An 11411-nucleotide genomic window follows, 5' to 3' on the forward strand; every position below is an offset into this window, starting at 1 on the left:
GATCCTGAGCGACGCTCAGGACCCGGCGGCCGCCTTCGGTACCGTGAACCCGTGAGGAAATCCGGATGAAACGAGCCGCGGTCGCCATTCTGGGCATCGCCCTGCTGTTGATCGGCATCGCCCTGTTGGTGCTGCCCGGTCCCGGCTTCCTGCTGATCGCCGCCGCTCTCGCGTTGCTGGCCACCCAGTTCGAATGGGCGAAGGTGCCGCTGGACTACGCCTGGGGCAAGGCTCAGGACGGCATCGACCAGGTGGCCCGGAACAGGTGGCAGACGGGGCTGTCCGTCCTGTCCGCCCTGGTGCTGGTGGCCATCGGGATCGTCGAACTGGCTGGCGTCGCGGTGCCGTGGGTCAACACCCTCGCCGCGATCACGCTGATCATCAGCGGGCTGATTCTGGTCGGCACCATCGTCTACGCGCTGCGCCGGGCGAACACGCCCCAGCCGGACGATGCGGATCGACCGGCGTCAGGCGAGGGTCTTCCCGAAGCACAGCGACGTCCCTGAGTCGGCGTACGCGCCGAACGCGGGGATGGCCGCGTACCCGGCGGTGGTGTAGAGGCCCATCGCGGCCTTCTGCAGGGGACCGGTCTCCAGCATCAATCGGGTCCACCCGTGCTCGACGGCGCTGGCCTCGAGCGCGTCCAGCACGAGCCGCGACAGCCCGGCACCGCGATGTGACGGCCGGACGTACATCCGCTTGATCTCGGCTGTCGTTGGCCCCAGGGGCCGCAGGCCACCACAGGCCACCGCGATCGCGTCGGTCGCCTGATCGGCGTCACCGGCCGGAACCTCCAGAGCCAGCAGGAAGACCGTGACGTCGGCGGCCGAGGGTTTCACGCCGGGCTCGGTGTCCCCGTCGTAGAGGGCCCGCAGCTCCTCCTGCTGTGCCTCCCGCAACCCCGTGGCGGCCGGCGAGTCCCACGCAGTGGCGGCGATCACGATCCGGCGCCCGGCGCCCGGCTGGTTCGTCATACGCGGATCCTCGCATGCGATAGTGGGCGGGTAACGAGGTCTTTACCTTTCCTTCGGATGGTGGGCGCACGCGGAAACCCACCCGGACCGGCCTCGCGCATGGAAGGCTTCACGCGGAACACCGAGTTCGGTTCGGTCGTTCTCCGGGCCAGAAGTCGCGGTCCCGTGAACCATGTCCAGCGCCGGCCGGGGACGGCCAGAAAGTCGAGCACATCATGAGCGTGAGTCTGAGCAAGGGCGGGAACGTCTCCCTGACGAAGGCCGCTCCGAACCTGACCGCGGTGACCGTGGCTCTCGGGTGGCAGGTCCGGTCCTCGACCGGCGCCGACTACGACCTGGATGCCAGCGCGCTGGCCCTGGGTGCGGACCACAAGATCCTCGGCGACTCGTACTTCGTCTTCTTCAACAACCTGCGGTCGCCCGACGGGTCGATCGAGCACCTCGGTGACAACCTGGTCGGCGGCGCCGGCGGGGATGACGAGCAGATCAATGTGGACCTGGCCGCCGTGCCGCCGACCATCACCTCGATCGTCTTCGCGGTGTCCATCTACGAGGCAGACCAGCGACGCCAGTCCTTCGGCCAGGTCCGGGGGGCCTTCATCCGCGTCGTCGACCGCACCACCGGGTCCGAGCTGGCCCGTTACGACCTCACCGAGGAGGCGTCAACCGAGACCGCGATGGTCTTCGGCGAGCTGTACCGCTACAACGGCGAATGGAAGTTCAGAGCCATCGGCCAGGGATACGCCTCTGGTCTCCGTGGAATTGCCATCGACTTCGGAGTGAATGTCTAGATGACCGCACCGGCCAACCACAGCGCGACCCGGATCTTTGCCGCCTCGGGGATCATCTCCCTGGCCGCGATCGTCGTCGCCTACTTCTACGGCGGCTGGAAGGCCGCCGGCCTCACGCTGATCCTGGGCATCCTGGAGATCACGCTGTCCTTCGACAACGCCGTGGTCAACGCCAAGGTGCTCGAGCGGATGAGCGAGCGCTGGCAGCAGATCTTCCTGACCGTCGGCATCGTCATCGCCGTGTTCGGTATGCGGCTGGTCTTCCCGCTGCTGGTGGTCGTCCTGACCGCTCACATGAGCCCGGGCAACGCCATCACCCTCGCGTTCCAGAAGCTTCCGATCTCCGACCACGAGAGCTACGCCTACAAGCTGCACGAGGCGCACCCGCAGATCGCCGCCTTCGGCGGCATGTTCCTGCTGCTGCTGTTCCTGGACTGGCTGTTCGAGGAGCGCGAGATCACCTGGCTGACCTGGCTGGAGAGGCCGCTGGCGCGGATCGGCAAGCTGGACGCGCTGTCGGTGATCATCGCCGGGGTGCTGCTGTTCGTCATCGGCCAGACCGTCGCCGCCGATCCGGGGAAGGTCCTCGCCGCCGGCGTGCTCGGCATCGTGTCTTACCTGGCCGTGAACGGGCTCGGCGGGTTGTTCGAGAACTTCGAAGAGAGCCAGGAGGAGGAGTTCGAACGGAAGGCGCACGGCGGTCCGTCCGAGATCGCCAAGGCGGTCGGCAAGGCCGGGTTCTTCCTGTTCCTGTACCTGGAGGTCCTGGACGCGTCGTTCTCCTTCGACGGCGTCATCGGCGCGTTCGCCATCACCCCGGACCCGATCATCATCGCGCTGGGTCTTGGCCTGATCGGCGCCCTGTTCGTCCGGTCGTTGACGGTCTACCTGGTCCGCAAGGGCACGCTCAACGACTACGTCTACCTGGAGCACGGCGCCCACTGGGCGATCGGCGCCCTCGCCCTGATCCTGCTGATCACCATCAAGTGGGAGGTCAACGAGGTCGTCACCGGCCTGGTCGGCCTGGTCCTGATCGGTGCCGCGTTCGTGTCCAGCCTGATGCGCAACCGCCGCGAGGCCGCCGAAGGCGAACCGGTCCAAGAGATCGACGTCCGCGTGTAGCTTCCGGCGCATGCGTTTGTGCCCGGCGCATGCGTTTGTGACCTGCGCATACGTTTCTGACCTGCGCATACGTTTCTGACCCGCGCATACGTTTCTGACCCGCGCATACAGAAGGGCCCGAATCCGCCTCAAAATCGGCGGAGTCGGGCCCTTCTGTATGCGCCGGGCCGTTCGGTATGCGCCCAGGCCCAGCTCAGGCCCAGGCCCAGGCCCCGACCCACAGGCCCAGGCCCGGCTCAGGCCAGGCCGGCGGCCTTCTCGACCTCGTCGGCCTGACGGTTCCACTCGGCCTTCCCGGCTCGCCAGCCCTCCTCGGTGGCTCCGATCCGCCAGTAGCCCGAGATCGACAGGTGCTCCTTGGGTACGCCCCGCTCGACGCGGAGCAGCCGGCGGAGTTCCTTGACGAAGCCGGCCTCGCCGTGCACGAACGCGTCGACTGATGCCGCCGGGAACTGCAGCAACCGGGTCGCCTCGACCAGGGCCCGCCCGACCGGCCGGTCGCCGGCGTGCACCCAGCTCACGGCCACCCCAGGCGGTGCGGCCAGCGGCAACTCCGATGACGCGTCGTGGACCTCGATCAGCGCCTGTCCGGCGGCGTCGGCCGGCAGGGCGCCCAGGGCCGCGGCGATGGCCGGCAGGGCACTCTCGTCTCCCAGGTAGAGGTAGAACACGGCCTGGGGATCGGGCGCGTAACCGCCCCCTGGGCCGTCCACCAGCAGCTCGTCGCCCGGGCGGGCCCGTGCGGCCCAGGGCCCGGCGATCCCACTGTCACCGTGCAGCACGAAGTCGATGGTCAACTCGCGGGCCACGACGTCGAAGTTCCGGACGGTGTACGTGCGCGCCACCGGCCAGTGTTCCGGCAGGACCTCGGCCCGGATCCGGTCCAGGTCCAGCGGTCGAGGGTAGTCGATGCCGGGCTGGAGGAACCACAGTTTGACGTACGAGTCGGTGCAGTCGGAAGGCTCGAAATCGACGAGGTCGGCGCCGCCGAAGACCACCCGGATCATGGTCGGGCTGAGGCGCTCGGTCCGGACCACGGTGGCGGTCTTGGGTGCGGCGCGGCGGCGGGTGGCCTGAGTCATCGGATTCCCTCTTCGTTGATCTGGTTAGGCTTACCTTACCAGGCCCAATCAGAGGGTTTCGGGTGCTCAGTGCAACGGCAACCAGTCCAGGACGTCCCGGATCCGCGCGTCCCAGAGGTCCCAGGTGTGTTCTCCGGGCGTGAACTTGCTGGTCACGGCGAGGCCGGCCGATTCGGCGGTCTTGACGAAGAGCTCGTTCGACTCGCACAGCCGGTCCTGCTGCCCGCAGGCGATGTACAGACTGGGAGCAATGTTGGGGTCGATCCGCCGAGCCAGCGCCAGCACGTCCTCCTGCGTCGGCACGGCGTCCTCCGACTCGCCGAAGACACGCTTCATGATCGACGGCTTGTCCCGCCACCGCTGCGGGTCCCGGATGTCCAGGGATCCGGAGAGGCTGGCCGCGGCGGCGAACCGCTCGGGACAGCGGAGCGCCCACTTGACGGCGCCGTACCCGCCCATCGAGAGCCCGGCGACGAACGTGTCCTCCCGCCGCGGCGACAGCCGGAAGAAGCTTTCGGCCACGGCCGGGAGCTCCTCGGACAGGAACGTCCAGTACCGGTTGCCGTGCGCCTCGTCGGCATAGAAACTGCGGTGCACCTGCGGCATGACCACGGCCAGCCCCATCGTCGACACGTACCGCTCGATCGACGTACGGCGGGTCCAGGTGGTGTCGTCGTCGCTGAGCCCGTGCAACAGGTACAGCGTCGGATGCCCGCCGTCGCGGGCGGTGCCGGACAGGCCGATCTGGGTCGTGGTCTGCTGGGGCAGGATCACCGTCATCGAGGTGCTCAGCCCGAGCACGTCGGAATAGAAGTCGCAGCGCAGATGGGCCATCGGTCTGACCGCCTCGTCGTCGGGGGTTGGTCCGAGCGACTCTACGAGACCAGGCCGACATCGGCCGGGCTTCCGGCTCGACGGACCGTCCTCCAGGGGGCGGGATCGGAGCCGGCCCAGATCACAACAGCGGTCCCGGCGAGGCGGTCGAGGGCGCGTTCCGTGACGCCGAGCGCGGGCCCGGCCGAACGTGCTCGGGCCCGAGTGTCGCCCCGGGCCGGCCGATCAGTCTGACTGCTGGAGCAAGGTGAGGACGTCGGCGCCGTGGTCGGTGATGGCGATCGTGTGCTCGCCGTGGGCCGTCCGGCAGCCGGTTGCGCTGCGCAGGGTCCATCCGTCGGCGTCGGTGACGAGGTCGGCGGTGTCGGCCATGACCCACGGCTCCAGGGCCAGCAGCAGTCCGGGTCGCAGCCGGTATCCCCGGCCGGGCCGGCCGGTGTTGGACACGTGGGGGTCCTGGTGCATGGTCGATCCGACGCCGTGACCGCCGAACTCGGTGTTGATCGGATATCCGGCCTCGTGCAGCACCGAGCCGATGGCGTGGGAGATGTCGCCGATGCGAATACCGGGGCCGGCCACGGCGATTCCGGCCCGCAGGGCACGTTCGGTCGCGTCGATCAGGGCCACGCTCTCCGGGGCCGGTGCGTCACCGACCACGAAGCTGATCGCCGAGTCGGCGACCACCCCGGAGGTGGAAACGGCGAGGTCGAGGGAAAGGAGATCGCCGTCGGCGAGGGTGTAGTCGTGGGGGCGTCCGTGGAGCACGGCGTCATTGACCGACGTGCAGATGTAGTGGCCGAACGGCCCCCGGCCGAAGGACGGCGCGTAGTCGACGTAGCAGGACATGGCCCCGGCCTCGGTGATCATCTCCTTGGCCCACCGATCGATGTCCAGGAGGTTCGTGCCGGCTGTGCTCCGGCCCTTGAGGGTCTGCAGGATCTGCGCGACCACCGCGCCGGTGCCCCGCGCGCGCCGCAGTTCGGTGGCGCTCAGAATCTCGATCATGATCGTTGTCTCCACATTCCAATAACTATACCGGCCATATAGTACCGGTACTATCATTGGCGCATGGTCAGACTGCCCCTCACCCCCGCCGAGATCGAGCGCGGTCAGCGTCTCGGTGACTTCCTGCGTCGCGCCCGGGGGCAGCGCTCGATGCTGGACGTCGCGCTCGACGCCGGGATCTCGCCGGAGACCCTCCGGAAGATCGAATCCGGACGCGTCGCCACCCCGGCCTTCCCGACCATTGCCGCGATCGCCGATGTCCTTGGGGCGTCGCTGGATGCGGTGTGGGCCGAGATCAAGGGGCCGGACGAGGAGATCGAACCCGCCGCGTCACGCCGCCGAGCCCGGGAACGGATGGCTTCCTGACGCGTCGGTAGCGAGGCGGCCGGCGGTCGCGTCCCGACCGCGGGCGTCGCGCACCGGGCCGCCGAACCTCTACCGTGGGTAGGTCACGGTTCACGAGGAAGAGGTAGGCGCATGGCTGCAGGTGGAGATCGGCGGTCGTCGTCCGGTGCCGGGCGGTCCAACGGGGCCGGGGACCATCCGCAGCGGCGCGGTTTCAACCGCCCGGGTCGGACCCAGGTCGACCGCAACCGCGATCTGCCGGTCGATCGGCAGCTCAAGATCTTGCTGAAGAATCCGACACCGTCACCGGCCGAACAGAACCGGCTGTGCGAACTCACCCGGACGAAGAGCTACCGGGCCGCCGTGGCCGTGGCCAAACGGATGCTGGCCCCCGGCCCGGCCGTCGTCGAGCCGACCGAGCCCACCACCCCGGTTCGGCGGCGGAACCCCGGCAATCGTCCGCAGGGCTGACTCCGCCCGCGGCCCCGTCGTGCCCGGGCCGTGCGCGTCCGAAACCTGCCGACAACACGACGTGACTACGCTCGGGCGACGAGCCCTCCGGTGCAGGGTTCGCTGCCGACCCGGCGATCTGCCGACCAGCGGTCGACCGGCCGGGGTCGGCCCGGCGAATGGAGTCACGTGTGACCAACCGGCGGGTCCAGATCGGCTGCGACTTCACGTATTCGGCCGAGATAGAGACGTCCACTGTCTTCCAGGTCGCGCCTCTGGGTGATGGCGTCACCGGTGAGGCGTTCAGCTTCCGGCCGCCGCTCGATGCGCACGAGTACCGCGACCTGTACGGCAACCGCTGCCTGCGGGTGGTGCTGCCGGCCGGGCCGTCCACGTTCTCCTATCGAGCCCTGGTCGACGTGGCCGACGAGACCGAGGATTTCGACGAATCGGCCCCGGAGGTCGCGCCGCACGAACTGCCGGACGACGTCCTGCTCTACACAATGCCCAGCCGCTATTGCCTGCCCGACATGCTGGGCAACGAAGCCTGGTGGCGTTTCGCCGACACGCCACCGGGATATCAACGGGTGCAGGCGATCTGCGACCACGTTCATCGTCATCTGCAGTTCGCGTACGGGAGCAGCCATCCCACCTCGACCGCGGCCGACGTCAATGCGTCGGGATTCGGGGTCTGCCGCGATTTCACTCACCTGGCCATTTCCTTCTGCCGGGCACTGAACATCCCGGCCCGGTACGTGTTCGGGTACCTGCCGTTCATGGACGTACCCGATGACGGTTCGCCGAACGACTTCGCGGCCTGGATGGAAGTCTGGTTGGGCGGACGATGGTGGACTTTCGATCCGCGGAACAACCAGCGTCGCAAGGGCCGCATCCTGATCGGCCGGGGCCGGGACGCCTCGGACGTGGCCATGGCGACGACGTTCGGCGGCCCGCTGCTGGAGAACATGACGGTGATCGCCCAGGAACTGACGGCGGTGCACGGGTGACGGCCGAGGAGATCATCGCCCGCCTCGGCCTGGAGCGACTGGATCCCGAGGGTGGCTACTTCCGCCGGGTGTACACGGCGACCGGGGCGAGCGCAGCGACGGCCATCTACTACCTGGTGTCCGGGGACGATTTCTCGGCGCTGCACCGCATGCGGACCAGCGACGAGCTGTTCTTCCACCACGCCGGCGCGCCTCTGCGGATGCTCGTCCTGGACGGTGACGGCCGTGAGGTGGTGCTGGGCAGCGATCTCGCCGCCGGGCAGCAGCCGCAGGTACTGATTCCGGCGGGCACCTGGCAGGGCGCCTCGCCCGACGGGGCCTGGTCTTTGGTGTCGACCGTGGTGGTGCCCGCTTTCGAGTGGTCCGATTTCGAGTTGGGCGACCAGCCGGAGTTGACGGCGATGTTCCCCGGGTGGGCGACCCGGATCGACGAGCTCAGCCGGTGAGGGCCGCCCGCAGGGCGAGCACCGTCGCCAGCGGCCGATCGCCGATCGGGCGCAGCACCACACTGTCCGCGCCGGCGTCCCAGAGCGCGGAAACCTTCTGCGCAGCAACAGATGCCGGCCCATCAGCCAGGTAGACCTGCGCCGGAGCGACGCCCTGAACCTCGGCGAACTCGGCCCGGACGTCGGCGGTGGCCGCAGCCAGTGCCTGCTCGTCGGATTCGATGCACACGTGCGTGAGAACGGTCAGCGAATGCTCACTGGCGGCTGAGATGTGTTGCCGCGCAGCGGCTATGACGCTCGGCCCGGTGCCTTCGGCGAGGATTGTGCCGTCGGCGACCCGGCCGGCCAGGGCCAGCGACCGCGGCTTCATGACACCGGCCAGCAGTGGCGGCACCGCGGCCGGCGGGTGGACCAGCCGGACCCCGTCCACCGTCACGTAGCGGCCGTGGGCATCGACGAATTCGCCGCGCAGCAGCGCGCGGGTGGCCCGGAAGGTCTCCTCCAGCAGCGTCAGCGGTGACTCGACGGCCGCACCGACCTGCCGCATCCATGGCGTCACGCCGTGGCCGATCCCGGCCAGCAGCCGCCCGGGATGCAGCCGCTCCAGCGTGGCCAGTTCCATCGCGAGCACCGCGACGTTCCGCAGCGGCGCGGGGACGATCCCGATGCCGACGGTGATGGATCCGGTAGCGGCCAGCGCGGTGGCCGCGGACGACATCGCCCCACCCCAGCCCAGGTCCTCGACCACCCAGATCTCGTCGAAGCCGGCCTGCTCCAGGTCTCGGGCGAAGCCGGCGAGCTGCTCGGGCGGGCGGGCCCGGTCGAACATGACGCCGAGCCGTCGGGGTGGGGTGATGGTCATGGCCACAGAACCTACGCCCGCCGGGACGGTGCGTACCCAGGCACGCACCGGAACCGGCTACGGTGGTGGACGGCGCGGGGCGCCGGAGGCGAGAACCGGCTGAGATGCACCCGTGGAACCTGCCAAGGTAGTGCTTGCGAAGGGAACGCCAGTGACTCTGGAATCAGCTCTGACGACGGCCGACATCGCCGCCGTGATCGACCGTGTGCGAGCGGCCTCGCCGTTGGTGCAGTGCATCACCAACACCGTGGTCGCGAACTTCACCGCCAACGGTCTGTTGGCCGCCGGTGCCGCGCCGGCCATGGTCGACGCGCCGGAGGAGGCGGGTCTGCTGGCGTCGGTGGCCGGCGCCCTGTTGATCAACCTCGGCACCGTGACCACGGCCCAGGCGGCGGGTATGCGGGCCGGTATCGCCGGGGCTATCGGGGCCGGGGTGCCGTGGATCCTGGATCCGGTGGCCATCGGGGCGCTGCCCCTCCGCACCGGTCTGGCCCACGAATTCGCCGCCCTCGGGCCGGCCGTCATCCGGGGTAACGCTTCCGAGATCGGCGCGTTGTCCGGTGGCACGGGAGGACGGGGAGTCGATTCCACGGCGACCCCCGACGAGGTGGCCGAGGTCGCGGCGCAGGTGGCCGGGGACTTCGCCACCGTGGTCGCGATGAGCGGCGCGGTCGACCTGATCACCGACGGCACCCGGACGGTACGAGTGGCGTCGGGCAACGACCAGCTCACCCGGGTCACCGGAGTGGGGTGCTTCCTCGGGGCGCTGATGGGCGCCTGCGCCGCCGTCACCCCGGATCGGTTGCTCGCGGCGGCCGCCGCCACCGCCTGGGTGTGTGTGGCCGGCGACCGGGCGGCGAAGCAGAGCGAGGGGATCGGCATGTTCGCCGTGGCCTTCCTCGATGCGCTGGACGAGCTGTCGGGCAACGAGATTGCGCAGGGAGGCGCGGTGAGCGTTTCTTGAGCAGGATCGACGCGTCGGTCTACCTGGTGACCGACACCGTGCTCTGCGGCGGGCCGGCCGGGGTGGTCGACACGGTGCGGCGGGCGGTGACCGGGGGAGTCAGTGCGGTTCAGATCCGCGATCCGCTGGCCAGCACCCGTGATCTGGCCGCGCTCGCGACGGCGGTGCTGGACGCGCTCCGGGAGACCGGCATTCCGGTGATCGTGAACGACCGGGTCGACGTCGCCCTCGCGGTCGGGGCCCACGGCGTGCACGTCGGTCAGCGCGATCTGCATCCTCTCGCCGCTCGGCGGCTGATCGGACCGGCCGCCCACCTCGGCCTCTCGGTGTCGACCGAGGCGGAACTGCGGGACGCACTGATGCTGCCGGACGGCACCGTCGATCTGCTCGGGGTCGGCCCGATCCGGGACACGCCGTCCAAGACCGACGCCGCACCCGCGATCGGGTTCGACGCCCTGGCCGCGATGTGTGCGGCCGGTTCGGTGCCCTGCGTGGCCATCGGTGGCGTCAAGGCGGCGGACATCCCCGAGCTGCGTCGCGCGGGAGCGGTTGGTCTGGCGGTCATCTCGGCGATCTGCGGTCAGGCCGACCCGGCGGCCGCGGCTGCGACGCTGCGCCGAGGATGGGACGCGCCGTGACCCGGCCGCCCGGCCACCCGCCGGTGGTGCTGAGCATCGCCGGTTCCGATCCCAGCGGCGGCGCCGGGATCCAGGCCGATCTGAAGACCTTCAGTGCGCTCGGTGGCTACGGCTGCGCCGTCATCACGGCCCTGACCGCGCAGAGCACCCGCGGCGTGTCCGGCGTCTTCCCGATCCCGGCCGGGTTCGTCGCCGAGCAGCTCGACGCGTTGTTCGCCGACGTCGGCATCGACGCCGTGAAGGTCGGCATGATCGCGAACGCGGAGATCGCCCGGGCGGTGGCCGATGCGCTGCGGCGGTACGCGCCGCCCGTCGTGGTCCTGGATCCGGTGATGGTGGCGACGTCGGGGGATCGGCTGTTGGCACCCGACGCCGAGGACGTCATGCGGTCGGAGTTGTTGCCACTGGCCGACCTGATCACGCCGAACCTGGACGAGGCGGCCGCGCTGCTGGGTACCCAGCGTGCCGCGGATGCGGACGAGACCAGGGCGCAGAGCCTTGCGCTGCGGGCGATCGGCGCGCGGCGGGTGCTGCTGAAGGGTGGCCACCTGGTCGGCCCGGAGGCGACGGACTACCTGGTCGACAGCGACGGCCGGGTGCAGGAGTTGACCGCGGAGCGGATCGACACCGCCAATACACATGGCACCGGTTGCACGTTGTCCTCGGCCGTCGCCGTACTCCGCCCCGGCGCTGATGACTGGTTCACCGCCGTGCAGGAGGCGAAGGCCTACCTGACCACGGCCTTGCGCCACGCCGACGAGCTCATGATCGGCGGCACCGGCACCGACTACTCGCCCTACAGCGGACACGGCCCGGTACATCACTTCTCGGCCATGTGGCCGCGACGGTGAACTCGCGACGGTGAACTCGCGACGGCCACGGGCCGCCGGT

15 protein-coding genes and 1 riboswitch are annotated in these 11411 nt (G+C 69.7%); of the genes, 10 read left to right on the forward strand and 5 right to left on the reverse strand.

Annotated features, from left to right (window positions below; genetic code table 11):
• Nucleotides 1-65 precede the first annotated feature (65 nt).
• Nucleotides 66-506, forward strand: a complete 441-nt coding sequence (locus BLS97_RS10315; RefSeq protein WP_090475895.1) for a PGPGW domain-containing protein — start codon at nucleotides 66-68, stop codon at nucleotides 504-506.
• Here the strand turns inward: BLS97_RS10315 and BLS97_RS10320 are convergent.
• On the reverse strand, nucleotides 468-974 hold the full coding sequence (locus BLS97_RS10320) for a GNAT family N-acetyltransferase (RefSeq protein WP_090475896.1): 507 nt from the start codon (nucleotides 972-974) through the stop codon (nucleotides 468-470). The two genes, BLS97_RS10315 and BLS97_RS10320, sit on opposite strands and share 39 nt — an antisense overlap.
• Before the next feature lie 215 nt (nucleotides 975-1189).
• Here BLS97_RS10320 and BLS97_RS10325 point away from each other — a divergent pair, with 215 nt between their 5' ends.
• Together BLS97_RS10325 and BLS97_RS10330 are read left to right on the forward strand one after the other, a co-directional pair.
• Complete coding sequence (locus BLS97_RS10325) at nucleotides 1190-1765, forward strand: TerD family protein (protein WP_090475897.1); 576 nt, start codon at nucleotides 1190-1192, stop codon at nucleotides 1763-1765.
• Nucleotides 1766-2887: a DUF475 domain-containing protein gene (locus BLS97_RS10330; protein ID WP_090475898.1), complete on the forward strand. Its 1122-nt coding sequence runs from the start codon at nucleotides 1766-1768 to the stop codon at nucleotides 2885-2887.
• Nucleotides 2888-3123: 236 nt separating this feature from the next.
• Here the strand turns inward: BLS97_RS10330 and BLS97_RS10335 are convergent, their stop codons facing one another.
• The 3 genes from BLS97_RS10335 to map form a co-directional block, all read right to left on the reverse strand.
• Nucleotides 3124-3969: a siderophore-interacting protein gene (locus BLS97_RS10335; RefSeq protein WP_090475899.1), complete on the reverse strand. Its 846-nt coding sequence runs from the start codon at nucleotides 3967-3969 to the stop codon at nucleotides 3124-3126.
• Between the two features lie 66 nt (nucleotides 3970-4035).
• Entirely contained in the window at nucleotides 4036-4803 is a 768-nt protein-coding gene (locus tag BLS97_RS10340; protein ID WP_090475900.1) for an alpha/beta hydrolase, read from the reverse strand.
• 225 nt (nucleotides 4804-5028) lie between these two features.
• A complete protein-coding gene (gene map, locus BLS97_RS10345; protein ID WP_090475901.1) occupies nucleotides 5029-5808 on the reverse strand; it encodes a type I methionyl aminopeptidase in 780 nt (259 codons plus the stop codon).
• A gap of 63 nt (nucleotides 5809-5871) precedes the next feature.
• Between map and BLS97_RS10350 the strand changes: the two genes are divergently transcribed.
• From BLS97_RS10350 to BLS97_RS10365, 4 genes are all read left to right on the forward strand, one after another.
• Nucleotides 5872-6174 (forward strand): helix-turn-helix domain-containing protein, encoded by a 303-nt coding sequence (locus BLS97_RS10350; RefSeq protein ID WP_090475902.1) that lies wholly within the window; start codon nucleotides 5872-5874, stop codon nucleotides 6172-6174.
• Nucleotides 6175-6285: 111 nt separating this feature from the next.
• Nucleotides 6286-6624: a hypothetical protein gene (locus BLS97_RS10355; protein ID WP_090475903.1), complete on the forward strand. Its 339-nt coding sequence runs from the start codon at nucleotides 6286-6288 to the stop codon at nucleotides 6622-6624.
• 170 nt (nucleotides 6625-6794) lie between these two features.
• Nucleotides 6795-7610: a transglutaminase-like domain-containing protein gene (locus BLS97_RS10360; protein ID WP_090481874.1), complete on the forward strand. Its 816-nt coding sequence runs from the start codon at nucleotides 6795-6797 to the stop codon at nucleotides 7608-7610.
• Complete coding sequence (locus BLS97_RS10365; RefSeq protein WP_090475904.1) at nucleotides 7607-8056, forward strand: cupin domain-containing protein; 450 nt, start codon at nucleotides 7607-7609, stop codon at nucleotides 8054-8056. The genes BLS97_RS10360 and BLS97_RS10365 overlap by 4 nt, the downstream gene beginning before the upstream one ends.
• On the opposite strand, the gene BLS97_RS10370 is transcribed toward BLS97_RS10365, so the two are convergent.
• A complete protein-coding gene (locus BLS97_RS10370; RefSeq protein ID WP_197676508.1) occupies nucleotides 8046-8918 on the reverse strand; it encodes an LLM class flavin-dependent oxidoreductase in 873 nt (290 codons plus the stop codon). The two genes, BLS97_RS10365 and BLS97_RS10370, sit on opposite strands and share 11 nt — an antisense overlap.
• 65 nt (nucleotides 8919-8983) lie before the next feature.
• Nucleotides 8984-9081, forward strand: a riboswitch (TPP riboswitch).
• Between BLS97_RS10370 and thiM the strand changes: the two genes are divergently transcribed.
• From thiM to thiD, 3 genes are all read left to right on the forward strand, one after another.
• Complete coding sequence (gene thiM, locus BLS97_RS10375; RefSeq protein ID WP_172832361.1) at nucleotides 9076-9882, forward strand: hydroxyethylthiazole kinase; 807 nt, start codon at nucleotides 9076-9078, stop codon at nucleotides 9880-9882. (Overlaps the previous riboswitch by 6 nt.)
• Complete coding sequence (gene thiE, locus BLS97_RS10380; protein ID WP_090475905.1) at nucleotides 9879-10520, forward strand: thiamine phosphate synthase; 642 nt, start codon at nucleotides 9879-9881, stop codon at nucleotides 10518-10520. Before thiM ends, thiE begins: the two co-directional genes overlap by 4 nt.
• Nucleotides 10517-11371, forward strand: a complete 855-nt coding sequence (thiD, locus tag BLS97_RS10385; protein WP_231988473.1) for a bifunctional hydroxymethylpyrimidine kinase/phosphomethylpyrimidine kinase — start codon at nucleotides 10517-10519, stop codon at nucleotides 11369-11371. Before thiE ends, thiD begins: the two co-directional genes overlap by 4 nt.
• Nucleotides 11372-11411: the final 40 nt, after the last annotated feature.

This window comes from Nakamurella panacisegetis (assembly GCF_900104535.1).
Taxonomy (GTDB): domain Bacteria; phylum Actinomycetota; class Actinomycetes; order Mycobacteriales; family Nakamurellaceae; genus Nakamurella; species Nakamurella panacisegetis.

Bases quoted from the DNA above. Each gene is read 5' to 3' on its own strand.
- BLS97_RS10315 (WP_090475895.1), top strand. From the start codon at position 66: ATGAAACGAGCCGCGGTCGCCATTCTGGGCATCGCCCTGCTGTTGATC.
- BLS97_RS10370 (WP_197676508.1), bottom strand. From the start codon at position 8,918: ATGACCATCACCCCACCCCGACGGCTCGGCGTCATGTTCGACCGGGCC.
- BLS97_RS10330 (WP_090475898.1), top strand. From the start codon at position 1,766: ATGACCGCACCGGCCAACCACAGCGCGACCCGGATCTTTGCCGCCTCG.
- BLS97_RS10325 (WP_090475897.1), top strand. From the start codon at position 1,190: ATGAGCGTGAGTCTGAGCAAGGGCGGGAACGTCTCCCTGACGAAGGCC.
- BLS97_RS10350 (WP_090475902.1), top strand. From the start codon at position 5,872: ATGGTCAGACTGCCCCTCACCCCCGCCGAGATCGAGCGCGGTCAGCGT.
- BLS97_RS10355 (WP_090475903.1), top strand. From the start codon at position 6,286: ATGGCTGCAGGTGGAGATCGGCGGTCGTCGTCCGGTGCCGGGCGGTCC.
- BLS97_RS10320 (WP_090475896.1), bottom strand. From the start codon at position 974: ATGACGAACCAGCCGGGCGCCGGGCGCCGGATCGTGATCGCCGCCACT.
- BLS97_RS10335 (WP_090475899.1), bottom strand. From the start codon at position 3,969: ATGACTCAGGCCACCCGCCGCCGCGCCGCACCCAAGACCGCCACCGTG.
- BLS97_RS10340 (WP_090475900.1), bottom strand. From the start codon at position 4,803: ATGGCCCATCTGCGCTGCGACTTCTATTCCGACGTGCTCGGGCTGAGC.
- map (WP_090475901.1), bottom strand. From the start codon at position 5,808: ATGATCGAGATTCTGAGCGCCACCGAACTGCGGCGCGCGCGGGGCACC.